The organism is Citrobacter sp. CK199 (assembly GCF_030333285.1).
GTDB classification, from domain to species: domain Bacteria; phylum Pseudomonadota; class Gammaproteobacteria; order Enterobacterales; family Enterobacteriaceae; genus Citrobacter_B; species Citrobacter_B koseri.
Window position 1 is genome coordinate 70,363 of sequence record NZ_JAOWGF010000008.1, and the last position, 23,304, is coordinate 93,666.

Annotated in this window: 20 protein-coding genes and 2 pseudogenes; 20 read left to right on the forward strand and 2 right to left on the reverse strand. The window is 52.5% G+C overall.

Going from position 1 to position 23,304, the window contains the following annotated elements; translation table 11 throughout:
- Positions 1–105: 105 nt before the first annotated feature.
- The 10 genes from ndk to OGX75_RS00390 all read left to right on the forward strand — a co-directional run bounded on the left by ndk (position 106) and on the right by OGX75_RS00390 (position 11,430).
- Positions 106–537 (forward strand): nucleoside-diphosphate kinase, encoded by a 432-nt coding sequence (gene ndk / locus OGX75_RS00345; protein WP_012131261.1) that lies wholly within the window; start codon positions 106–108, stop codon positions 535–537.
- 279 nt (positions 538–816) lie between these two features.
- Entirely contained in the window at positions 817–1,983 is a 1,167-nt protein-coding gene (gene rlmN, locus OGX75_RS00350) for a dual-specificity RNA methyltransferase RlmN (protein WP_012131263.1), read from the forward strand.
- A 290-nt stretch (positions 1,984–2,273) separates the two neighbouring features.
- Complete coding sequence (rodZ, locus tag OGX75_RS00355) at positions 2,274–3,287, forward strand: cytoskeleton protein RodZ (protein ID WP_115625806.1); 1,014 nt, start codon at positions 2,274–2,276, stop codon at positions 3,285–3,287.
- Between the two features lie 26 nt (positions 3,288–3,313).
- Positions 3,314–4,432 carry a flavodoxin-dependent (E)-4-hydroxy-3-methylbut-2-enyl-diphosphate synthase gene (ispG, locus tag OGX75_RS00360; RefSeq protein WP_012131265.1) on the forward strand — a complete coding sequence of 373 codons (1,119 nt, stop codon included), beginning with the start codon at positions 3,314–3,316 and terminating at the stop codon, positions 4,430–4,432.
- A gap of 109 nt (positions 4,433–4,541) precedes the next feature.
- Positions 4,542–5,816: a histidine--tRNA ligase gene (hisS, locus tag OGX75_RS00365; protein ID WP_024130119.1), complete on the forward strand. Its 1,275-nt coding sequence runs from the start codon at positions 4,542–4,544 to the stop codon at positions 5,814–5,816.
- Positions 5,817–5,829: 13 nt separating this feature from the next.
- Positions 5,830–6,450: a YfgM family protein gene (locus OGX75_RS00370; RefSeq protein ID WP_012131267.1), complete on the forward strand. Its 621-nt coding sequence runs from the start codon at positions 5,830–5,832 to the stop codon at positions 6,448–6,450.
- Positions 6,451–6,460: 10 nt separating this feature from the next.
- The gene (gene bamB / locus OGX75_RS00375) at positions 6,461–7,639 is read left to right on the forward strand and encodes an outer membrane protein assembly factor BamB (RefSeq protein ID WP_130028887.1); all 1,179 of its coding nucleotides are present in this window, start codon (positions 6,461–6,463) and stop codon (positions 7,637–7,639) included.
- Positions 7,640–7,757: 118 nt separating this feature from the next.
- Positions 7,758–9,230 carry a ribosome biogenesis GTPase Der gene (gene der / locus OGX75_RS00380; RefSeq protein WP_286450860.1) on the forward strand — a complete coding sequence of 491 codons (1,473 nt, stop codon included), beginning with the start codon at positions 7,758–7,760 and terminating at the stop codon, positions 9,228–9,230.
- 300 nt (positions 9,231–9,530) lie between these two features.
- Entirely contained in the window at positions 9,531–11,084 is a 1,554-nt protein-coding gene (locus OGX75_RS00385; RefSeq protein ID WP_112001766.1) for a peptide MFS transporter, read from the forward strand.
- A gap of 130 nt (positions 11,085–11,214) precedes the next feature.
- Positions 11,215–11,430 (forward strand): zinc ribbon domain-containing protein, encoded by a 216-nt coding sequence (locus OGX75_RS00390; protein WP_115182314.1) that lies wholly within the window; start codon positions 11,215–11,217, stop codon positions 11,428–11,430.
- Here the strand turns inward: OGX75_RS00390 and xseA are convergent.
- Positions 11,427–12,800 (reverse strand): exodeoxyribonuclease VII large subunit, encoded by a 1,374-nt coding sequence (gene xseA / locus OGX75_RS00395; protein WP_104868347.1) that lies wholly within the window; start codon positions 12,798–12,800, stop codon positions 11,427–11,429. The genes OGX75_RS00390 and xseA overlap by 4 nt on opposite strands.
- A gap of 161 nt (positions 12,801–12,961) precedes the next feature.
- On the opposite strand from xseA, the gene guaB reads away from it, so the two are divergent.
- The 8 genes and pseudogenes from guaB to OGX75_RS00435 all read left to right on the forward strand — a co-directional run bounded on the left by guaB (position 12,962) and on the right by OGX75_RS00435 (position 20,386).
- Entirely contained in the window at positions 12,962–14,428 is a 1,467-nt protein-coding gene (guaB, locus tag OGX75_RS00400; protein ID WP_012131273.1) for an IMP dehydrogenase, read from the forward strand.
- 68 nt (positions 14,429–14,496) lie between these two features.
- Positions 14,497–16,074, forward strand: a complete 1,578-nt coding sequence (gene guaA, locus OGX75_RS00405) for a glutamine-hydrolyzing GMP synthase (RefSeq protein WP_058667885.1) — start codon at positions 14,497–14,499, stop codon at positions 16,072–16,074.
- 284 nt (positions 16,075–16,358) lie between these two features.
- Positions 16,359–16,517, forward strand: a pseudogene (locus OGX75_RS00410) (tyrosine-type recombinase/integrase); the annotation flags it as partial.
- Positions 16,518–16,877: 360 nt separating this feature from the next.
- Positions 16,878–16,982: a helix-turn-helix domain-containing protein gene (locus OGX75_RS00415; protein ID WP_286450874.1), complete on the forward strand. Its 105-nt coding sequence runs from the start codon at positions 16,878–16,880 to the stop codon at positions 16,980–16,982.
- Positions 16,983–16,986: 4 nt separating this feature from the next.
- Complete coding sequence (locus OGX75_RS00420; RefSeq protein ID WP_198448661.1) at positions 16,987–17,994, forward strand: DNA-methyltransferase; 1,008 nt, start codon at positions 16,987–16,989, stop codon at positions 17,992–17,994.
- The gene (locus OGX75_RS00425) at positions 17,991–18,956 is read left to right on the forward strand and encodes a hypothetical protein (RefSeq protein WP_198448660.1); all 966 of its coding nucleotides are present in this window, start codon (positions 17,991–17,993) and stop codon (positions 18,954–18,956) included. Before OGX75_RS00420 ends, OGX75_RS00425 begins: the two co-directional genes overlap by 4 nt.
- A gap of 833 nt (positions 18,957–19,789) precedes the next feature.
- On the forward strand, positions 19,790–20,023 hold the full coding sequence (locus OGX75_RS00430; protein WP_020801504.1) for a type II toxin-antitoxin system Phd/YefM family antitoxin: 234 nt from the start codon (positions 19,790–19,792) through the stop codon (positions 20,021–20,023).
- 30 nt (positions 20,024–20,053) lie between these two features.
- Positions 20,054–20,386, forward strand: coding sequence for a type II toxin-antitoxin system RelE/ParE family toxin (locus OGX75_RS00435; protein ID WP_047462046.1), 333 nt, complete (start codon positions 20,054–20,056; stop codon positions 20,384–20,386).
- 119 nt (positions 20,387–20,505) lie between these two features.
- On the opposite strand, the gene OGX75_RS00440 is transcribed toward OGX75_RS00435, so the two are convergent.
- Complete coding sequence (locus OGX75_RS00440) at positions 20,506–20,697, reverse strand: YfgG family protein (protein ID WP_012131276.1); 192 nt, start codon at positions 20,695–20,697, stop codon at positions 20,506–20,508.
- Positions 20,698–20,816: 119 nt separating this feature from the next.
- Here OGX75_RS00440 and OGX75_RS21250 point away from each other — a divergent pair.
- Both OGX75_RS21250 and OGX75_RS00445 read left to right on the forward strand, forming a co-directional pair.
- Positions 20,817–20,885 (forward strand): annotated as a pseudogene (locus OGX75_RS21250) (hypothetical protein); the annotation flags it as partial.
- 164 nt (positions 20,886–21,049) lie between these two features.
- The gene (locus tag OGX75_RS00445) at positions 21,050–23,299 is read left to right on the forward strand and encodes a sensor domain-containing phosphodiesterase (RefSeq protein ID WP_115181293.1); all 2,250 of its coding nucleotides are present in this window, start codon (positions 21,050–21,052) and stop codon (positions 23,297–23,299) included.
- Positions 23,300–23,304: the final 5 nt, after the last annotated feature.

A 23,304-nucleotide genomic window follows, 5' to 3' on the forward strand; every position in this document is an offset into this window, starting at 1 on the left:
AAAAATGTTACCTTCATCCATAGGCAATAACCCGGATGCTCTTTATAATCCGCGCCAGGTCGTACAAGCATATATACAACAGCAGAACACATTACAGAGGTAATCATGGCGATTGAACGTACTTTTTCCATCATCAAACCAAATGCGGTGGCAAAAAACGTTATTGGCAACATCTTTGCGCGCTTTGAAGCAGCAGGGTTCAAAATTGTCGGTACGAAAATGCTGCACCTGACCGTTGAGCAGGCGCGCGGTTTCTATGCCGAGCACGATGGTAAACCGTTCTTCGACGGTCTGGTCGAGTTCATGACCTCTGGCCCGATCGTGGTTTCCGTACTGGAAAGCGAAAATGCCGTGCAGCGTCACCGCGACCTGCTGGGCGCAACCAACCCGGCTAACGCGCTGGCGGGCACCCTGCGTGCCGACTACGCGGACAGCTTCACCGAAAACGGCACCCACGGTTCAGATTCTCTGGAATCCGCTCAGCGTGAAATCGCCTATTTCTTTGGTGAAGGCGAAGTGTGCCCGCGCACTCGTTAATAAATCAGTGATGTAGTATGTAGGCCGGATAAGCATCAGCGCCATCAGGCAGTCGCGCAATGCCGGATGGCGCTGATGCTTATCCGGCCTACGACTTATCAGGTCTACGACGCTGCTCTGCCTTTACACATTATTTTCGCTAATGTCCCGCGCAGGCGTGGCATCCTTGCGATAGAATTTGTACAATGCAGCGCCCCAGGACGAGCACCGCTCACTGGGGCGCTTCTTTTTTCAACCCTCCAGGGGCCATAACGTGTAATAACGAGGCCGGAATAGAATATGTCTGAACAAATTGTCACGTCTGAAATCATCACCCCGGTTGTTCCTGATAAAAATGGAAAAATCAACCTGCTGGATCTGAACCGTCAGCAGATGCGGGAGTTTTTTAAAGAATTAGGTGAAAAACCCTTCCGCGCCGATCAGGTGATGAAGTGGATGTACCACTATTGCAGCGATAACTTTGATGAGATGACCGACATCAACAAAGTGTTACGTGGCAAACTGAAAGAGGTGGCGGAAATCCGCGCGCCAGAGGTGGTGGAAGAACAGCGTTCTTCAGATGGCACCATCAAATGGGCGATTGCCGTTGGCGATCAGCGCGTGGAAACGGTCTACATCCCGGAAGACGATCGCGCCACGCTGTGCGTCTCTTCACAGGTTGGTTGCGCGCTGGAGTGTAAATTCTGCTCAACTGCGCAGCAGGGCTTTAACCGTAACCTGCGCGTCTCTGAAATTATCGGCCAGGTGTGGCGTGCGGCGAAAATCGTCGGCGCGGCGAAAGTCACCGGGCAACGTCCGATCACCAACGTGGTGATGATGGGCATGGGTGAACCGCTGCTGAACCTGACCAACGTTGTACCGGCGATGGAAATCATGCTGGATGATTTCGGTTTCGGTCTGTCTAAACGCCGCGTTACGCTGTCGACGTCAGGCGTTGTTCCGGCTCTGGATAAACTGGGCGACATGATTGACGTTGCGCTGGCGATCTCTTTGCATGCGCCGAACGATGAAATTCGCGATGAAATTGTACCGATCAACAGAAAGTACAACATCGAAACGTTCCTCGACGCGGTTCGCCGTTATTTGCAGAAATCCAATGCGAATCAGGGACGCGTCACAATTGAATACGTCATGCTGGACCACATCAACGATGGAACGGAACATGCGCATCAGCTGGCGGAACTGCTGAAAGATACGCCGTGTAAGATTAACCTGATTCCGTGGAACCCGTTCCCGGGCGCGCCGTATGGCCGGAGTTCCAACAGCCGCATCGATCGTTTTTCTAAGGTGTTGATGAGCTATGGTTTCACGACCATTGTGCGTAAAACACGTGGCGACGATATTGATGCCGCTTGTGGTCAGCTTGCCGGGGATGTGATTGACCGTACCAAACGTACTCTGCGTAAGCGTATGCAAGGTGAGGCTATCGACATTAAGGCGGTCTGATACGGCTTGCGCCATTGTGTGTTTTGTGTACAGTGGCGCAATGTTGGTTGAATGATGCCTCAAGTTGTACTTATCTGGTCAATATTAACGGTGCGTTTTTGTCAACTTTAGGGCAGTATGTAGCGGTGCAACAATAGTTTAGCCTTAAGGATTAAGCTGTTTTGTCATAAGTAGCCTGACAGTCTTATACTGTCCAACTAAGGTTAACTGACCAGATGTTTCGCGGTGCGGGTGGGCATTGTGTCTCACCGGCGCCTGAACCCCAATTTACGTACCAGCAGCTGTAGCGAATGAATACTGAAGCCACGCACGACCAAAATGAAGCACAATCCACCGGCGTTCGTCTGCGCAATGCCCGTGAACAACTCGGACTCAGCCAGCAGGCGGTTGCAGAGCGACTTTGCCTGAAGGTTTCCACGGTACGCGATATTGAAGAAGATAAGGCCCCGGCCGATCTCGCTTCAACGTTTCTGCGCGGGTATATCCGCTCTTATGCGCGTCTGGTGCACATCCCTGAAGAAGAACTGCTGCCCGGTCTGGAAAAACAGGCGCCGGTTCGTCCTTCCAAAGTCGCGCCGATGCAGAGCTTCTCTTTAGGTAAGCGTCGTAAAAAGCGCGATGGCTGGTTGATGACGTTCACCTGGCTGGTGCTGTTTGTGGTGGTTGGCCTGACGGGGGCCTGGTGGTGGCAAAACCATAAGGCGCAGCAGGAAGAACTCACCACGATGGTCGATCAATCCTCTGCTGAACTGAATGCCGGCGGCGATAGCGCCCAGAGCGTACCGCTGGACACCAGCGAAGCCGCAAGCCAGGATTCGACGCCAGCGCCAACTGCGCCTGTTGACTCTACGGCGACAAACGCCGTGCCGCAGACGCCGGATGCGTCCGCTACGACCACGGCACCAGCCGCAGACGCTCAGCAGAATGCGGTCGTTGCGCCTTCTCAGGCGAATGTGGATACCGCAACCACGGCGCCTGCCGCGACGGGTGATGCGGCGTCATTGCCGACCGATCAGGCGGGCGTGGCTACGTCAGCGGTCGATCAGAACGCGCTGGTGATGAACTTTACCGCCGATTGCTGGCTGGAAGTCACCGATGCGACAGGTAAAAAACTGTTTAGCGGAATGCAGCGTAAAGATGGCAATTTAAACCTAACCGGTCAGGCGCCTTATAAGCTTAAAATTGGCGCCCCGGCTGCGGTACAGATCCAGTATCAAGGAAAACCTGTCGATCTGAGCCGTTTTATCAGAACTAACCAGGTTGCGCGTCTGACCCTTAATGCCGAACAATCACCGGCGCAGTAACAGACGGGCAACGCGGGAGATTTTTCATGCATAACCAGGCTCCAATTCAACGTAGAAAATCGAAACGTATTTACGTTGGGAATGTGCCGATTGGCGATGGCGCCCCCATCGCCGTACAGTCAATGACCAATACGCGCACGACGGATGTGGAAGCGACGGTCAATCAAATTAAAGCGCTGGAACGTGTTGGCGCGGATATCGTCCGCGTCTCCGTGCCGACAATGGATGCCGCAGAGGCGTTTAAGCTGATCAAGCAGCAGGTTAATGTCCCGCTGGTTGCTGATATCCACTTCGACTATCGCATTGCGCTGAAAGTGGCGGAATATGGCGTGGATTGCCTGCGAATCAACCCAGGCAACATCGGTAACGAAGAGCGTATTCGTACCGTTGTCGACTGCGCTCGCGATAAAAATATTCCTATCCGTATCGGCGTAAACGCCGGATCGCTGGAAAAAGATCTACAGGAAAAATACGGTGAGCCGACGCCGCAGGCGCTGCTGGAATCGGCGATGCGCCATGTGGATCATCTCGATCGCCTGAACTTCGATCAGTTTAAAGTCAGCGTGAAAGCCTCGGATGTTTTCCTCGCGGTAGAATCCTATCGTCTGTTGGCGAAACAGATCGAACAACCGTTGCATCTTGGGATCACCGAAGCGGGCGGCGCGCGCAGCGGCGCGGTGAAATCGGCGATCGGCCTCGGTTTACTGCTGTCGGAAGGCATTGGCGATACGCTGCGCGTCTCTCTGGCGGCCGATCCGGTAGAAGAAATTAAAGTGGGCTTCGATATTCTGAAATCGCTGCGCATTCGTGCACGTGGGATCAACTTTATCGCTTGCCCAACCTGTTCCCGTCAGGAGTTCGACGTCATCGGCACGGTCAACGCGCTGGAACAACGCCTTGAAGACATCATCACGCCAATGGACGTTTCCATCATCGGCTGTGTGGTGAACGGGCCGGGCGAAGCGCTGGTTTCGACGCTGGGCGTAACGGGCGGCAACAAGAAAAGCGGCCTGTATGAAGACGGCGTGCGTAAAGACAGACTCGACAACGATGATATGATTACGCAGCTTGAAGCCCGTATCCGCGCGAAGGCCAGCATTATGGACGAAGCGCGTCGAATCGACGTGCAGCAGGTTGAAAAATAATAACGCGATGGGAAGCGGCGCGCTTCCCGTGTATGATTGAACCCGCATGGCTCCCGTATCGTTTGGGAAGCGCTGAGGGTTCATTTTTATATTCAGAAAGAGAATAAACGTGGCAAAAAACATTCAAGCCATTCGCGGCATGAACGATTATCTGCCTGGCGAAACCGCCATCTGGCAGCGCATTGAAGGCACACTCAAAAACGTGCTCGGCAGCTACGGTTACAGTGAAATCCGTTTGCCGATTGTAGAGCAGACCCCGTTATTCAAACGCGCTATCGGTGAAGTCACTGACGTGGTTGAAAAAGAGATGTACACCTTCGAGGATCGTAATGGCGACAGCCTGACGTTGCGTCCTGAAGGGACGGCGGGTTGCGTACGCGCCGGTATCGAACATGGTCTCCTGTACAATCAGGAACAGCGCTTGTGGTATATCGGGCCGATGTTCCGCCACGAGCGTCCGCAGAAAGGGCGTTATCGTCAGTTCCATCAGTTGGGTGTCGAAGCCTTCGGTCTACAAGGGCCGGATATTGATGCGGAACTGATTCTGCTGACCGCGCGCTGGTGGCGTGCGTTGGGTATTGCTGAACATGTGAATCTGGAGCTGAACTCCATCGGTTCGCTTGACGCGCGCGCCAACTATCGTGATGCGCTGGTGGCATACCTTGAACAGCATAAAGAGAAGCTGGACGAAGACTGCAAACGCCGCATGTACACCAACCCACTGCGCGTGCTGGATTCCAAGAACCCGGACGTTCAGGCGCTGCTCAACGATGCGCCTGCTCTGGGCGACTATCTGGATGACGACTCCCGCGAGCACTTTGCCGGTCTGTGCAAACTGCTGGAAGCGGCGGGTATCGCTTACACCGTCAACCAGCGTCTGGTTCGCGGCCTTGATTACTACAACCGCACCGTATTTGAATGGGTAACCAACAGTCTGGGGTCTCAGGGCACAGTGTGCGCCGGTGGTCGTTATGACGGTCTGGTGGAGCAACTTGGCGGTCGCGCAACCCCGGCGGTGGGCTTTGCGATGGGTCTGGAACGACTTGTTTTGTTAGTTCAGGCAGTTAATCTGGAATTTAATGCCGATCCTGTTGTCGATATATACCTGGTAGCCTCAGGCGCGGATACGCAGTCTGCGGCGATGACACTGGCGGAGCGCCTGCGTGATGAAAATCCGGGCGTGAAACTGATGACTAACCACGGCGGCGGCAACTTTAAGAAACAGTTTGCCCGTGCCGATAAATGGGGCGCCCGCGTTGCACTGGTGCTGGGTGAGTCCGAAGTGGCTGACGGCACCGTTGTAGTGAAGGATTTGCGCTCTGGTGAGCAAACGGCAGTCGCACAGGATAGTGTGACCGCACATTTGCGCACGTTATTGGGTTAAGGAGAAGGACAGCGTGGAAATTTACGAGAACGAAAACGACCAGGTTGATGCGATTAAACGCTTCTTTGCTGAAAATGGCAAAGCGCTGGCTGTTGGGGTGATTTTAGGGGTTGGCGCGCTGCTCGGTTGGCGCTACTGGACCAGTCATCAGACGGAGTCCGCACGCTCTGCTTCTCTGGCATATCAAAATGCGGTGACCGCGGTGAGCGCGGGCAAACCGGATAGCATCTCCGCTGCGGAGAAATTCGCCACGGAGAATAAAAATACCTACGGCGCGTTAGCTTCTATGGAACTGGCGCAGCAGTTTGTTGATCAAAATGAACTTGAGAAAGCCGCAGCCCAGCTACAGCAAGGACTGGCGGCCACCAGCGATGAGAACCTCAAAGCGGTGATTAATCTGCGTCTTGCCCGCGTTCAGGTGCAGCTCAAGCAGGCCGATACCGCGCTGAAAACGCTCGATACCGTAAAAGGTGAAGGATGGGCTGCGATTGTCGCCGATCTGCGTGGCGAAGCGTTGTTGAGCAAAGGCGATAAACAAGGCGCGCGCAGCGCATGGGAAGCAGGCGTGAAAAGCGATGCCAGCCCGGCGCTGAGTGAAATGATGCAGATGAAAATCAATAATTTGTCCATCTGAGAGGGACCCGATGCAATTGCGTAAATTACTTCTGCCAGGACTGCTTTCTGTTACGTTATTGAGCGGTTGTTCACTGTTTAGTGGCGAAGAAGATGTTGTCAAAATGTCCCCGTTGCCGACGGTGGAAAACCAGTTTACGCCGTCTACCGCATGGAGTACGTCTGTAGGTAGCGGTATCGGCGAGTTTTATTCCAACCTGCACCCGGCGTATGCCGATAACGTGGTCTACGCGGCTGACCGTAAAGGCATCGTAAAAGCGGTAAACGCGGATGACGGGAAAGAAGTCTGGTCCGTGAACCTGGCGGAGAAAGACGGCTGGTTCTCCAGAGCGCCTGCGTTGCTGTCTGGCGGCGTAACGGTCTCCGGCGGCCATGTCTATATTGGCAGCGAAAAAGCGCAGGTTTATGCGTTGAACGCGGCTGACGGTACGACGGCGTGGCAGACGAAAGTCGCCGGTGAAGCGTTATCTCGCCCGGTTGTCAGTGATGGCCTGGTGCTTATTCATACCAGCAACGGTCAGTTGCAGGCGCTGAATGAGGCGGACGGCGCGATCAAATGGACCGTGAACCTCGACATGCCGTCGCTTTCGCTGCGCGGTGAGTCCGCTCCGGCTACTGCGTATGGCGCCGCCATTGTGGGTGGTGATAACGGTCGCGTCAGCGCCGTGCTGATGCAGCAGGGCCAGATGATTTGGCAACAGCGTATTTCCCAGGCGACCGGTTCGACTGAAATCGACCGTCTGAGCGATGTCGATACCACGCCGGTTATCGTCAATGGCGTCGTTTACGCGCTGGCTTATAATGGTAACCTGACGGCGCTGGATCTGCGCAGTGGTCAGATTATGTGGAAACGTGAGCTGGGCTCGGTGAATGATTTCATCGTTGACGGCGATCGTATCTACCTGGTGGATCAGAATGACCGTATTCTGGCATTGACCACCGACGGCGGCGTGACGCTGTGGACGCAAAGCGATCTGCTGCACCGCCTGCTGACATCGCCTGCGCTGTATAATGGCAATCTGGTGGTAGGCGATAGCGAAGGCTATATGCACTGGATTAACGTTGAGGACGGTCGTTTTGTGGCTCAGCAAAAAGTGGATAGCTCCGGCTTCCTGACCGAACCGGTCTCTGCCGATGGCAAACTGCTGATCCAGGCGAAAGACGGTACGCTGTATTCTATTACGCGTTAATCGTCACGGCCGCACGCTTTGAAAAACGGCTCCTGGTGCAGGGGCCGTTTTACTGTTTTTAACAACGGCGCAAAAATCGCGCGCGTTGTTTGATGATTTTTTAAATGAGGCTTTAAACATGGTACCTGTGGTCGCGCTTGTCGGGCGCCCTAACGTCGGAAAATCCACGTTATTTAACCGTCTAACTCGCACCCGAGATGCGCTGGTTGCGGATTTCCCGGGTCTGACTCGTGACCGTAAGTACGGTCGTGCGGAGATTGAAGGCCGCGAGTTTATCTGTATTGATACCGGCGGTATTGATGGCACTGAAGACGGTGTGGAAACCCGCATGGCGGAACAGTCGCTGCTGGCGATTGAAGAGGCTGATGTTGTGCTGTTCATGGTGGATGCGCGTGCTGGCCTGATGCCAGCGGATGAAGCGATCGCCAAACATCTGCGCTCCCGCGAAAAACCCACGTTCCTTGTGGCAAACAAAACTGACGGGCTCGATCCCGAGCAGGCGGTTGTCGACTTCTATGCGCTGGGTTTAGGTGAAATTCACCCGATTGCAGCTTCTCACGGTCGTGGCGTGCTCAGCCTGCTGGAGCATGTTCTGCTGCCGTGGATGGACGACGTCGCCCCGCAGGAAGAGGTGGATGAAGACGCCGAATACTGGGCGAAACTGGCAGCGGAAGAGAACGGGGAAGAGGAGCCGGAAGATGACTTCAACCCTCAGGATCTGCCAATCAAACTGGCGATTGTCGGTCGTCCGAACGTAGGTAAGTCCACACTGACTAACCGTATTCTGGGTGAAGACCGCGTAGTGGTCTATGACATGCCGGGAACGACGCGCGACAGTATCTATATTCCGATGGAACGCGACGATCGTGAATACGTGCTGATTGATACCGCAGGCGTACGTAAGCGTGGGAAAGTCACCGATGCGGTAGAAAAATTCTCCGTCATTAAAACGTTGCAGGCGATTGAAGATGCCAACGTGGTGATGCTGGTTATCGATGCGCGCGAAGGGATTTCCGATCAGGATCTGTCGCTGCTGGGCTTTATCCTTAATAGTGGGCGCTCACTTGTCATCGTCGTGAACAAATGGGACGGCCTGACCCAGGAAGTGAAAGAGCAGGTGAAAGAGACGCTGGACTTCCGTCTGGGCTTTATCGACTTTGCGCGCGTACACTTTATCTCTGCGCTGCATGGTAGTGGCGTGGGCAACCTGTTTGAGTCCGTACGTGAAGCGTATGACAGTTCAACCCGTCGCGTCAGCACCGCCATGCTGACCCGCATCATGACTATGGCGGTTGAAGATCACCAGCCACCGCTGGTTCGCGGTCGCCGCGTGAAGCTGAAATATGCCCACGCCGGGGGATATAACCCGCCAATCGTGGTGATTCACGGCAACCAGGTGAAAGACCTGCCGGACTCTTACAAGCGCTATCTGATGAACTACTTCCGCAAATCGCTGGACGTGATGGGAACGCCTATCCGTATTCAGTTTAAAGAAGGGGAAAATCCGTATGCGAATAAGCGCAATACGCTGACCCCGACCCAGATGCGTAAGCGTAAACGTCTGATTAAGCACATTAAGAAAAGCAAATAATCGTCGCTGACGTTGATAAAACCCGCGCCTGTCGCGGGTTTTTTTGTTTTGCTCCAGCCGATGGTTTCCCTGTGTGATGTCAATGACTATTCGTTTTCTTCCAACTTTAAATCTAAGAAAGTAGACAATTGTCGAATTTTCATCTTAAAGTCCAGGGGTTGGTACTAGACAAAACTGGCTCCAGGTTATCAAATGGTTAAATAACCCTTCGCCGCATGTAAAAAAATCGGTCAGATACGTAACTGGTCGGCGTGCATTGCGGTGTTTATAAGCACAACGACATACCTTTTCGGGAGAATTATGCAATCCTCTGTTCATCAAAAAGAAAGCCGAACGTTCTTCGGCCATCCTTATCCGCTCGGTTCGCTGTTCTTCACCGAGATGTGGGAACGTTTCTCGTTTTACGGCATCCGTCCGTTACTGATTCTGTTTATGGCTGCGACCGTCTATGACGGGGGCATGGGACTGGCGCGTGAAAACGCCTCTGCGATTGTCGGTATCTTTGCCGGTACGATGTATCTCGCGGCGTTGCCGGGTGGCTGGCTGGCGGATAACTGGCTCGGCCAGCAGAAAGCGGTCTGGTACGGCTCGATTCTGATTGCGCTCGGCCACCTGTCGATTGCGCTCTCTGCCGTGATGGGCGACAACCTGTTCTTTATCGGCCTGATGTTTATCGTGCTCGGTTCTGGCCTGTTCAAGACCTGTATCTCGGTCATGGTAGGGACGCTGTATAAAAAAGGCGATGCACGTCGTGACGGCGGTTTCTCGCTGTTCTATATGGGCATCAATATGGGGTCCTTCATTGCGCCGCTGATCTCCGGCTGGCTGATTAAAAGCCACGGCTGGCACTGGGGCTTTGGTATCGGCGGCATCGGGATGCTGGTGGCGTTGATCATCTTCCGCGTGTTTGCCGTTCCGGCAATGAAACGCTACGACAGCGAAGTGGGGCTGGACTCCACCTGGAACAGCCCGGTAGTGAAGAGAAACGGCGTGGGCGCATGGCTGCTGGCGCTGGCAGTAGGCGTGGTGGTTATCGTTGCGCTGATCGCTCAGGGCGTGATTGTGATTAACCCGGTCGCGGTAGCCAGCATGCTGGTGTACGTGATTGCGGCGTCTGTTGCGCTCTACTTTATCTACCTGTTTGTTTTTGCGGGCCTGAACCGTAAAGAGCGCGCACGACTGCTGGTCTGCTTTATCCTGCTGGTTTCAGCCGCATTCTTCTGGTCTGCGTTTGAGCAAAAGCCGACCTCATTCAACCTGTTCGCCAACGACTACACTAACCGCATGATCGGCGATTTTGAGATCCCGGCCGTATGGTTCCAGTCGATCAACGCCCTGTTTATCATCCTGCTGGCGCCGGTGTTCAGCTGGGCATGGCCAAAGCTGGCGAGCATGAACATTCGCCCGAGCAGCATCACCAAGTTTGTTATCGGTATTCTGTGTGCGGCGGCGGGCTTTGGCCTGATGATGCTGGCGGCGCAGAACGTGCTGAATAACGGCGGGGCGGGCGTATCACCGTTCTGGCTGGTAGGCAGCATTCTGATGCTGACGCTGGGCGAGCTGTGCCTGAGCCCGATTGGTCTGGCGACCATGACGTTGCTGGCGCCGGAAAGAATGCGCGGTCAGATGATGGGGCTGTGGTTCTGTGCGAGCGCGCTGGGTAACCTGGCTGCGGGCCTGATTGGCGGCCATGTGAAGGCCGATCAGCTCGATATGCTGCCGGACCTCTTCGCGCGTTGCTCCGTCGCCCTGCTGATTTGCGCTGCGGTGCTGATCGTGCTTATTGTTCCGGTTCGTCGTATGCTGGAAAATACACAGACTAAAAATGAGCAGAAGCCGGTCACTAACGCCTGATGCAACATCCGACCTGGCCGGGGCGTGAGTGACGCCCCGGCAGTTCAACGAACGAGACGGGAACAGACGTTCAGGGATTTATTGGTCATGGGCTTTGATGCTCAGCTCGCAACATATCAAAGGAGTTACCGTGTCGATTACCTGCCCGGATTGCCATACAGAGCTGGAACCGCAAAACGGTGCGGCGCACTGCGACAGCTGCAATAAAGATATTGAACTTGAAGCGCGCTGCCCGGATTGCCATAAGCCGCTCCAGGTGTTAAAAGCCTGCGGCGCGGTGGATTATTTCTGCCAGAATGGTCATGGGCTGATCTCTAAAAAGCGCGTGGAGTTTGTGCCGCTTTAATCCGTCTTTTTCCTGCGCGTTTTCTTCGCGGTCGTCACGCCTTTCACTTCGCTTTCCACCCAGCCGTCTGACAGCCGGGTGGTGAGCACATCACCGGCTTTCACCTGTCTGGTTTGCTTCAGCACCTTGCCGTCCGTCGCCGTGGTTACGCTATAACCGCGCGCCAGCGTGGAGAGCGGGCTGACAGCTTCAAGATGCGTTACCGCATTGCCAAAGCGTTCGCGTGTGGCGCTCAGACGTGCGCGCACGTTCTCGGCCAGACGATACTCCAACTGCTGAATACGCGTTTGCGCGCGATAAATTCGCGGCTGCGGGTTTTGCTGGTTTAAACGCTGGAGGACACGTTGCTGGCGCGAGGCCGCGCGCTTGAGTTGATTATCCAGCGCGAAGTTCATCCGCTGGCGCAATCTTTCCAGCATCGTCTGCTGGCGCGCCAGGCGCAGTTGCGGGTGTTGCTGCTGTAACCGGTGGAAAAGCTGCGTAAAACGGCGGTTGCGGTTTGCCAGATAGTAATCCATCGCCATCCCGAGGCGTTGTTGCGCGGACTGAATCTGGCGCAGCAACTCCTGCTGATTACGGCTGACTATCTCGGCGGCTGCGGAAGGCGTCGGCGCACGCAGGTCGGCAACAAAATCGGCGATGGTGACGTCGGTTTCATGGCCGACGGCGCTAACGACCGGAATGCGGCTGGCGAAAATCGCCCGCGCGACGCGTTCATCGTTAAAACTCCACAGATCTTCCAGTGAACCGCCGCCGCGCCCGACGATCAGCACGTCGCATTCACTTCGGGCGTTAGCCCGTTCAATGGCGCGAACAATCTGGCCCGGCGCGTCATCACCCTGAACAGCGGTCGGGTAGATGATAACCGGCAGGGAGGGATCGCGGCGTTTCAGGACATGAAGAATGTCATGTAAAGCGGCACCGGTTTTTGAGGTGATCACCCCGACGCAGTGAGCGGGCGAGGGGAGCGGTTGTTTATACTGCTGATCGAACAGCCCTTCAGCCTGCAATTTTGCTTTCAGCAGCTCATATTTCTGCTGGAGCAGGCCTTCACCCGCAGGCTGCATGCTTTCAACGATGATCTGATAGTCGCCGCGTGGCTCATACAGGGTGATATTGGCGCGAACCAGCACCTGTTGCCCGTGCTGCGGGCGAAAAGTGACGCGGCGGTTGCTGTTACGGAACATCGCGCAGCGTACCTGGGCGGTGTCATCCTTTAGCGTAAAGTACCAGTGACCGGAGGCGGGCTGCGTGAAATTAGAGATTTCACCGCTGATCCATACTTGCCCCATTTCCTGCTCAAGCAGCAGACGAACCGTCTGATTAAGGCGGCTTACGGTAAAGATTGAGGAGGTCTGAGAGGATAACATGTGAGCGGGATCAAATTCTAAATCAGCAAGTTATTCAGTCGATAGTAACCCGCCCACAGGGGATCGCAAGCATTATTTGCAAAAAAGTGTGGATGCAATCGGTTTCGCTCTGTATAATGCCACGGCAATATTTATCCACCCCCAGGTTAGAGATATTGCCCATGCTACGTATTGCTAAAGAAGCTCTGACGTTTGACGACGTCCTCCTCGTTCCCGCTCACTCCACCGTTCTGCCGAATACTGCCGACCTCAGCACGCAGTTGACGAAAACCATTCGTCTGAACATCCCTATGCTCTCCGCAGCAATGGATACCGTGACGGAAGCGCGCCTTGCAATCGCCCTGGCACAGGAAGGCGGCATCGGTTTTATCCACAAAAATATGTCTATCGAGCGTCAGGCGGAAGAAGTTCGCCGCGTGAAGAAACATGAATCCGGCGTGGTTACCGACCCGCAAACCGTTCTGCCAACCACCACGCTGCGTGAAGTGAAAGAACTGACCGAACGTAACGGTTTTGCTGGCTATCCGGTTGTCACCGAAGATAACGAGCTGGTCGGTATCATTACCGGTCGTGACGTGCGTTTTGTCACCGACCTGAGCCAGCCTGTCAGCGTGTATATGACGCCGAAAGAGCGCCTGGTCACAGTGCGCGAAGGTGAAGCGCGTGAAGTGGTTTTTGCCAAAATGCACGAAAAACGCGTTGAGAAAGCGCTGGTTGTGGATGACAGCTTCCATCTGATCGGCATGATCACCGTAAAAGATTTCCAGAAAGCGGAACGTAAACCGAACGCCTGTAAAGATGAGCAGGGTCGTCTGCGCGTTGGCGCGGCAGTCGGCGCGGGCGCGGGCAACGAAGAGCGCGTTGACGCGCTGGTTGCCGCTGGCGTTGACGTACTGCTGATCGACTCCTCTCACGGCCACTCCGAAGGCGTTCTACAACGCATTCGTGAAACCCGCGCCAAATACCCGGATCTGCAAATCATCGGCGGCAACGTAGCAACCGGCGCAGGCGCGCGCGCGCTGGCAGACGCTGGCGTCAGCGCGGTGAAAGTGGGTATCGGTCCTGGCTCTATCTGTACGACCCGTATCGTCACAGGCGTAGGCGTTCCACAAATTACTGCTGTCTCTGATGCAGTAGAAGCACTCGAAGGCCTGGGCATTCCGGTTATCGCCGATGGCGGTATTCGTTTCTCCGGCGATATCGCCAAAGCGATCGCCGCAGGCGCAAGCGCGGTAATGGTCGGTTCCATGCTGGCGGGTACTGAAGAATCCCCGGGCGAAATCGAACTGTACCAGGGCCGTTCTTACAAATCCTACCGTGGTATGGGTTCTCTGGGCGCGATGTCCAAAGGCTCCTCTGACCGTTATTTCCAGAGCGATAACGCGGCAGACAAACTGGTGCCGGAAGGTATCGAAGGCCGCGTAGCGTATAAAGGCCGCCTGAAAGAGATCATTCACCAGCAGATGGGCGGCCTGCGCTCCTGTATGGGTCTGACCGGCTGTGGTACTATCGACGCGCTGCGTACCAAAGCGGAGTTTGTACGCATCAGCGGTGCGGGTATTCAGGAAAGCCACGTTCATGACGTGACCATCACCAAAGAGTCCCCGAACTACCGTCTGGGCTCCTGATTTTCTTCGCCCGACCTCGTGTCGGGCGATTTATTTAATCTGTTTCACTTGCCTCGGAATTAGCGTCAATGACGGAAAATATTCATAAACATCGCATTCTCATCCTGGATTTTGGTTCTCAGTACACTCAGCTGGTTGCGCGTCGCGTGCGTGAACTCGGCGTTTACTGCGAACTGTGGGCGTGGGATGTTACGGAAGCACAAATTCGCGAATTCAACCCAAGCGGTATTATTCTTTCCGGCGGCCCGGAAAGCACCACTGAAGAAAACAGCCCACGCGCGCCGGAGTATGTGTTTGAAGCTGGCGTGCCGGTATTCGGCGTGTGCTACGGCATGCAGACGATGGCGATGCAACTGGGCGGCCATGTTGAAGCATCCAATGAACGTGAATTCGGTTACGCGCAGGTGGAAGTGAGAACCGACAGCGCGCTGATTCGCGGCATTGAAGACTCCCTGACCGCAGACGGCAAGCCGCTGCTGGACGTGTGGATGAGCCACGGCGATAAAGTTACCGCTATCCCGTCTGACTTTGTCACCGTTGCCAGCACCGAAACCTGCCCGTTCGCCATTATGGCTAACGAGGAAAAACGTTTTTACGGCGTGCAGTTCCACCCGGAAGTCACGCACACCCGTCAGGGTATGCGCATGCTGGAACGCTTTGTGCGTGATATCTGCCAGTGTGAAGCGCTGTGGACTCCGGCGAAGATCATCGACGATGCGGTAAATCGCATTCGTGAACAGGTTGGCGACGACAAAGTGATCCTCGGCCTGTCTGGCGGCGTTGACTCTTCCGTTACCGCGATGCTGCTGCACCGTGCCATCGGTAAAAACCTGACCTGCGTATTCGTTGATAACGGCCTGCTGCGTCTGAACGAAGCCGAGCAGGTAATGGACATGTTCGGCGATCATTTTGGTCTCAACATTGTTCACGTTCCGGCGGAAGAACGTTTCCTGACCGCGCTGAAAGGCGAAAACGATCCAGAAGCGAAACGTAAGATCATCGGTCGCGTATTCGTTGAAGTCTTCGACGAAGAAGCGTTCAGACTGGAAGACGTGAAATGGCTGGCGCAGGGCACTATCTATCCTGACGTTATCGAGTCCGCCGCTTCCGCCACCGGTAAAGCGCACGTCATCAAATCTCACCACAATGTGGGCGGCCTGCCGAAAGAGATGAAGATGGGTCTGGTTGAGCCGCTGAAAGAGCTGTTCAAAGACGAAGTGCGCAAGATTGGTCTGGAACTGGGCCTGCCGTACGACATGCTGTACCGTCATCCGTTCCCAGGGCCGGGTCTGGGCGTACGCGTGCTGGGTGAAGTGAAGAAAGAGTACTGCGACCTGCTGCGTCGTGCGGATGCTATCTTCATCGAAGAGTTGCACAAAGCGGATCTGTACAACAAAGTGAGCCAGGCGTTCACCGTGTTCCTGCCGGTTCGCTCCGTTGGCGTAATGGGCGATGGCCGTAAATACGACTGGGTTGTCTCCCTGCGTGCGGTAGAAACCATCGACTTTATGACCGCGCACTGGGCGCACCTGCCGTATGATTTCCTCGGCCGCGTCTCTAACCGCATCATCAACGAAGTCAACGGCATCTCCCGCGTGGTGTATGACATCAGCGGTAAGCCGCCAGCAACGATTGAGTGGGAATGATTTAACGTCTGGCAACAGCCTGCGCGTAAAAGCAGTAAAGTACCTCTAAGCCCGCGTAACTGCGGGCTTTTTTTTATTTTTGGCCTGACGCTGTCTGGCAAATTCCCGCATCGCCAAGCCCCCCGTTTCTATGGCATGGTAGATGGTACGATCAGAATCTGATGCCATGTTCGGCACTCGATACCATGCTGCGCAACCTCAAGCAAAGGACAAGCTCTACAAAGTGAATGACCGTGACGGCCTCTACGTGGTCATCACGCCTGCGGGTTCGATTTCATTCCGCTAACACTGATTGGATCGAGAAGTGTCTTGCACACGAACAGAAGGGAGTTCGTGCCGTCTACAGCAAGGCGGAGTACCGCGATCAGCGCCAGGCGGTGTTACAGGGTTGGGCCGACATGATCGATGAGTGGACAATCAGTAAAGCTCGCTTCAAGGAGTGATTTGGAGCTCGATAGCCCGTTTTTTGTCCCAAAACTAGAGGCTTTCTTGACGGTCTGCCAGGCTTCGCGCTTTTGTGGTTGGACATATCTTATTAGTGTTAAGATACCCGTCAATTTTTTAATGTTTCGGTATCTTCAATGAATCAACGCATTGGATACGCCCGTGTTTCGACGGACGACCAGCACCCGGATCTTCTGTAGCGCGACGCGCTCCAGCAGGCCGGGTGCAGCGTGATCTATGAAGAGGCGGCCAGCGGAAAGAGTGCGTCACACCCGGAGCTTGAGCAGCGCTGGTAGCAGCCCCGTGCCGGTGGCTGGAAGCCGAAGTTAGATGACCAGCAGGTATGAGAGATCAAAGCCCTGTTGCGCGACCCAGATATTAAGGTGGCCGAGGTGGCCCGCGGTTATGGCGTGTCCCGAACTACCCTTTACAAGCACGTCGGCGTTGTAGCGTCGAGGCAATAAGGTTATGGCGATGATTGATAAAGACGTTGTTATGAGTGAAACGACAGAAGTGCTGAGAGATAAACCGGCTTCTGGATCTGCGTCGGCTACCATGTCAGCCAATGCTTATCCTGTCGAAAAGGATATTAATTTTAAGCCAGTGACAGAGGGATTCAGGCTCCAATATGAGCACCCGAATGGGCGCTTATATCAAGGTAATTCATTTGATTGGCTCGAATCACTTGATGACGCAAGTGTTGATCTTGTTTTTGCTGATCCACCATACAACATAAAAAAAGCCGATTGGGATAATTTTGAGAGTCAAGAGAAGTATATTGAATGGTCCCTTAGCTGGATCAGGCAAGCGTCTCGTATTCTAAAGCCTACCGGGTCGTTGTATGTGTGTGGATTCTCTGAGATTCTGGCTGATTTGAAACACCCTGCCTCAAAATACTTTAAACATTGCCGTTGGCTTATTTGGCATTACAAGAACAAGGCTAATTTAGGTAGTGATTGGGGACGTTCACATGAGAGCATCATTCACTTTAGGAAGTCTGATGCGTCCAGGCTGAACATTGATGATGTTCGCACCCCATATGGGGCACATACGCTTAAATATCCATCCCATCCGCAAGCGGAGTCTAGCGCCTATGGTAAAGGTGCAAATAAGAAACGTGATAACTGGATGCCTCATCCTAAAGGTGCGAAGCCGAAGGATGTATTTGATATTCCCACTACCTGCAACGGAATGGGAGAGAAGACTCCACATCCTACGCAAAAGCCAGAAGAATTGGTTCGGAAACTCGTTCTCGCTTCATCGAACGAAGGTGATCTAGTTATTGACCCATTTTCTGGGTCTGGAACTACGGCAGTCGTAGCAGAACAGCTCAACCGACAGTGGATGGCGTGTGATCTTAATCCACAATACAACGAATGGGCGATTCAAAGGATTGAAAACGTTCGGCGCATGACGAAGGACGAGTGGATAGCGCACGATCGAAAAACAGCAGAACGAAGGGAATCTATCCGATGAGTCTTTCAAACTTAGTTAACTATGCCACAGATAAAGAACGGTTTCACACTATCGAGAATTACATTGATTTTTGCACTCGATACTTGGAGTACGTGGAAACAGAATTGCAGGCTCGAATCGTTTCACAGAATGAAATCCATTACCAGTTTTTTCAATATAAACAAGATGGTAGTTTTAATATTACGCGACCAATTAATTCAAGGTTAATGTATGACGCGGATAGCTTTTCTCAGGCTGTACAACGATTTCGTTTGACACTTACCCAGTTGAGAGATGGGCAAAAGCCATCCGATGACTTGCGTGAGAACCTGATTTGTACCATCTACACGCTTCAACAATCCATCGGTGCGGCACTTGATGGCTTGCCTGCTGGTAAATCAAATCAGGCAAGAAAGGTGAATGGGGATTTATTTGAGCGGCTTATTAGATTGTTGATCGTGTCGCTCAACGTCGATTGTGTTTCTGGAACAATGCAGGTTCCAGTTAAAGATGAAGGTGGAGCTGAGCTTTTCAAATCAAGCTATCAACATGATTTGATGCTGAGTAAGGGGGATGAGTTGAAGATAATTGGCTCTGTCAAAACTTCAAGTAAAGACCGAATTGACAAAGTCTTTATGGATAAATTTCTATATAACCGCCTTACCGATACCGCGCTCCCGCACATCGCAATATTTTTGAACGATGTACAGCGTAAGAAATCCAGGCGTGAAAATGAATATGGTGTCAGCGCTACGTTCTTGCCAGGACATTTCAAAGCGTACACTGTTAAGCTAAATCCGTTGGATGGCGTGTACTATTGTGATATTCGGCCAAATATGGTTGATGACTTATTGCTCGCGCAACACATTAAGACCATCGATCATTTCTTCTATTCTGATCTGTGGGAATTATTAGACCGGCCAGGTCAAACATTAGAAGAGGTTGCTATCAAAGAAGAGGATAGTGATGAAGGCAGTGAGTAATTTGCGCCATGTCTGATCTGACCAGTAGTGAGCGTCGAAAGTTGGAAAAGCTGCTTGGCATGGGTAGTTGTTATGTCCTGAATTTCTCCGACCGTACCTTTGGCGACTTCTTCGACGAGTACTGGGTCGAGATCGACGCCGAGCACTACCGCACAAAGGGAGCGTCCAGGGCCGATCACATGCGGACATATTGCGAACCATGTTGTTGATCGAGGACTGCCGAAAGATCGCTTAACGCTTGCTTAGCGACCAACCCGTGGCCGAGATGGATGCGCTAGCGGCGACCGCAGGCGTGCGTAGCTTTGAGGTGGCGGCAGAGCACGTCCGCGAAGCCATCAAAAAGAATCAGCTGGAGGGGCGTTGGATCGTCTGCATACGTTCGTCATCAAGTTTGTGCCCGCCCTGTGTGACGGTGGCCACCTCGAATCGGTCATGACCGAACGCAGGCAGAACAAGCATTTTTTAGTCGGATAAACTGAATATGGTATTTATCATAGTATTGATATGATATGTATTCTCAACAATCTGAAATATAAGGGTATTTGTCTCCTGTTGAGGATAGAGTGGAGCTAGTTCATAGCTCATCATATCTATTCAGATTCATCATTAGCCCTCTGTAATTGCGGAGGGTTTTTGTTTTTATGTATTCATGTCTATCCACTCTATCTCACATCTTTTGACGGTACAGGTGACGGTATCGTCGAAGAGCGTTTGCTGACCGCTCCACATTAGCAAGCCTCGACAACAGGAAAAAGATGAATACTTGTTGTTGGTCTAAATGTGGTCTATATTTGAACCGAAAAGTGACCAATGACTATTAGGTGGGGCGTATCATGAAAGTAGAGACAATTAGCTACGTTAAAAAGAACGCAGCAACGCTTGATCTGTCGGAACCGATCCTGGTCACGCAAAATGGTGTCCCTGCTTATGTTATTGAATCCTATGACCAGCAGCAGGAGCGGGAAAACGCTATTGCGTTGCTGAAGCTGCTTACCCTTTCAGAGAAAGATAAAGCTGAAGGGCGCGTGTTCTCAAAAGGCCAACTGCTGGATGGACTTGCGGATTAAACGCAGAGCACTCAACGTTAAGGGACTTCCATGGAACAGCAGGTGACCTTTGAGTACACGCTTACTGTAAAACACTGCATTGACACAATAGCGGGTTTCCTCCGACGCGTTGATGTCGAACCGCGCCCGGTTATCGCAGATATTCTTACACAGTTTGAAAGTATCGTTGGGCAGTTCCCGCTGGGATGCCAGATTTGCCCTGAACTGCTGAAAATTGGCTGTGCAAAGTACCGGGAGTTTAACCACGCTGAAGGCTATCGAGTTTTGTATTCAGTAGACGGCACATTAGTGACAGCACATGCGATTTTGTCACATCGGCAGGACATACAGCAGTTGTTGTTCAGGCGTCTGATTGCCGCCTGAACAATCAGGCGACGATACCCGTCTTCCAGAGTCTATTACCAGACTGAGGCACAGCGCTATCTGTCCGGCGAATGCATATGCAATCCAGAAAACAGTATGTCTATGTGAGCAGGAAAAGTTTAGCGTTGAGCAGGTGTCTCGACTGAGAGAGTGGACTGTTGAGCTTCTTTTTTATCCTGATGATGATGCCAGGCACCGATAGAAGAGTAGACGAAGCGTCCGAAGAAGAAGAGAAAACTGATAAACAGTACGATACGGGTCATTCGACTGTTAAATCGATGTCGTTTTCGCATACTGGTTGCCTGACTCACAAAAGGTTCCTTAGGGTATGCCCAGCATAGTGGGCGATGGGTACATTAAGGCACATTGTAAAGGAATGGTCAATTGTCGATTATGTAAAAATACGTCAGTTGATTTATCTCTTATTGTTATGGAAGATAATTTTAGTATTTACATTAATAATAAATTAATGATAACGAAGCAGAAAAAACGTAATTATTAGTTAATGAGAAGGAAATTGATTGATATATATCAAATGTTGCTTCCCGTTGATAACTAGAATCAAGACACATATTGTGACGTTGTTTTTATTATTATTTTAAAGTCAGGTGGGATGCCTGTCTGAAGCACCTTGCAGGAAGCGAGGGTTTTTGCTGAGCATCTATGAAACTAAATCAGACCTATATCAAAATCAGAGATAAATGGTGGGTGCTACCTCTCATTTTACCCTCTTTGCTGTTGCCCATATTAAGCATTGCCAATACCTACGCGCATACCAATACGGGTTCCGGCAATGTCACGCTTTTTTATCTTCCCCTGGCATTCACCATTAGCCTGATGTCATTTTTTGACTGGGCGGCATTACCAGGCATTGCGGTCGCAATCTTCTGGAACCGCTATCCGATAGTGGGATTGTATGAGACGCTCTCCATTATCGGACATTTCATTATCCCGGTCGTGCTCTGCTGGGGCGGGTATCGCGTGTTTACTCCCCGGCGCAATCAGGTGTCTCATGGCGATGCTCACCTGATGTTTCAGCGGATGTTCTGGCAGGTATTTTGCCCGGCGACGTTATTTCTGGTGCTTTTTCAATTTGCCGCCTTCCTGGGAATGTATGCGAGCAAATCAAGCATGATGGGCGTAATGCCTTTTAATATCAATACATTGATTAACTATCAGGCTTTGCTGGTGGGAAATCTTATCGGCGTTCCGCTGTGTTATTTTATTATTCGTACTGTCCGCAATCCGCTATATCTGCGTGGATATTATGCGCAGCTGAAACAACAGTTTGATAAGAAAGTCACAAAGAAAGAGGTTGTTATCTGGTTACTCGTGCTGACATTGCTCATGACAATGCTTTGCATGCCATTGAATGAAAATAGTTCAATATTTAGCACTAACTATACCTTGTCATTATTATTGCCGGTAATGCTATGGGGAGCGATGCGCTACGGTTATCGATTTATTTCGCTGATATGGTCGGCTGTTCTCATTACCGCAATTCATTATTACCAGAGCTACATGCCTTATTATTCCGGGTATGACACACAACTCACTATTACGTCTTCAAGCTACCTGGTTTTCTCTTTTATTGTGAGCTATATGGCGGTGCTGGCGACGCGCCAGAGAATCGTCAGCGGTCGGGCGCGTCGGCTCGCGTATCTTGATCCCGTCGTGCATCTGCCTAACCTGCGGGCGCTAAATCGCGCGCTGAAAAATTCGCCCTGGTCAGCACTCTGTTTTTTACGCGTGCCCGGCCTGGAATTACTGGGGAAGAACTATGGCGTTATGCTGAGAATTCAGTACAAGCAAAAGCTCTCCCACTGGATAAACACCTTGCTGGCGCCCGGTGAATGCGTGTATCAGCTGTCGGGGCATGATTTGATTCTGCGTCTGAATATGGAGTCGCATCAACAGCGCATTGAAGCGCTGGACAACCATATCAAGCAATTCCGTTTCATGTGGGATGATATGCCGCTCCAGCCGCAGGTTGGGGTCAGCTACTGCTATGTGCGCTCTCCGGTCAGCCATATCTATCTGTTATTAGGCGAATTAAGCACCATCGCCGATCTTTCCCTGATGACCAACAAACCGGAGAATATGCAGCGGCGTGGCGCAATGCATTTGCAGCGGGACCTGAAAGATAAAGTGGCGATGATGAACCGCTTGCAGTATGCGCTGGAGCACGATCATTTTTGCCTGATGGCGCAGCCGATTTCAGGTATTCGCGGCGATGTTTACCATGAAATACTGCTGCGACTGAAAGACGATAATGGCGGCATGATCAATCCCGATGGGTTTCTGCCCGTTGCTCACGAATTTGGCCTGTCGTCCAGCATCGATCTGTGGGTGATTGAAAATACCCTGCGCTTTATGGCGCAGAACCGGGATAAGCTGCCAGCCCACCGTTTTGCCATCAATCTGTCACCAACGTCGGTATGCCGCGCCCAGTTTCCGATTGATGTCAGTAACCTGCTGAGCCAGTACGAAGTTGAAGCGTGGCAGCTGATCTTTGAAGTGACCGAAAGCAATGCGTTCACCAATGCCGAACAGGGTCAGGCAACGTTGTCACAGTTGCAACAGTTAGGTTGCCAGATAGCGATTGATGATTTTGGAACCGGTTATGCCAGTTATGCGCGGCTGAAAAATGTGAGCGCGAATATTCTCAAGATCGATGGCAGCTTTATTCGTAATATCGTCTCTAATAGTCTCGATTATCAGATTGTGGCGTCCATTTGCCATCTGGCGCGAATGAAGAATATGCAAGTGGTGGCGGAATATGTGGAAAGCGAAGAAATTCGTAGCGCGGTGAGCGCGTTGGGGATCGATTACCTTCAGGGCTATTTGCTTGGCGAACCCAGGCCGCTGGCGGCGACGCTGGAAGAGGTACAGGCACCATTGTCTGGTGCCTGAGGCGA

Excerpts from the sequence above, each read along its gene's own strand:
- OGX75_RS00420 (WP_198448661.1), top strand. The coding sequence starts at position 16,987 with ATGGCGATGATTGATAAAGACGTTGTTATGAGTGAAACGACAGAAGTG.
- OGX75_RS00385 (WP_112001766.1), top strand. The coding sequence starts at position 9,531 with ATGCAATCCTCTGTTCATCAAAAAGAAAGCCGAACGTTCTTCGGCCAT.
- der (WP_286450860.1), top strand. The coding sequence starts at position 7,758 with ATGGTACCTGTGGTCGCGCTTGTCGGGCGCCCTAACGTCGGAAAATCC.
- OGX75_RS00425 (WP_198448660.1), top strand. The coding sequence starts at position 17,991 with ATGAGTCTTTCAAACTTAGTTAACTATGCCACAGATAAAGAACGGTTT.
- rlmN (WP_012131263.1), top strand. The coding sequence starts at position 817 with ATGTCTGAACAAATTGTCACGTCTGAAATCATCACCCCGGTTGTTCCT.
- bamB (WP_130028887.1), top strand. The coding sequence starts at position 6,461 with ATGCAATTGCGTAAATTACTTCTGCCAGGACTGCTTTCTGTTACGTTA.
- OGX75_RS00430 (WP_020801504.1), top strand. The coding sequence starts at position 19,790 with ATGAAAGTAGAGACAATTAGCTACGTTAAAAAGAACGCAGCAACGCTT.
- guaA (WP_058667885.1), top strand. The coding sequence starts at position 14,497 with ATGACGGAAAATATTCATAAACATCGCATTCTCATCCTGGATTTTGGT.
- rodZ (WP_115625806.1), top strand. The coding sequence starts at position 2,274 with ATGAATACTGAAGCCACGCACGACCAAAATGAAGCACAATCCACCGGC.
- guaB (WP_012131273.1), top strand. The coding sequence starts at position 12,962 with ATGCTACGTATTGCTAAAGAAGCTCTGACGTTTGACGACGTCCTCCTC.
- ndk (WP_012131261.1), top strand. The coding sequence starts at position 106 with ATGGCGATTGAACGTACTTTTTCCATCATCAAACCAAATGCGGTGGCA.
- OGX75_RS00445 (WP_115181293.1), top strand. The coding sequence starts at position 21,050 with ATGAAACTAAATCAGACCTATATCAAAATCAGAGATAAATGGTGGGTG.
- xseA (WP_104868347.1), bottom strand. The coding sequence starts at position 12,800 with ATGTTATCCTCTCAGACCTCCTCAATCTTTACCGTAAGCCGCCTTAAT.
- ispG (WP_012131265.1), top strand. The coding sequence starts at position 3,314 with ATGCATAACCAGGCTCCAATTCAACGTAGAAAATCGAAACGTATTTAC.
- OGX75_RS00435 (WP_047462046.1), top strand. The coding sequence starts at position 20,054 with ATGGAACAGCAGGTGACCTTTGAGTACACGCTTACTGTAAAACACTGC.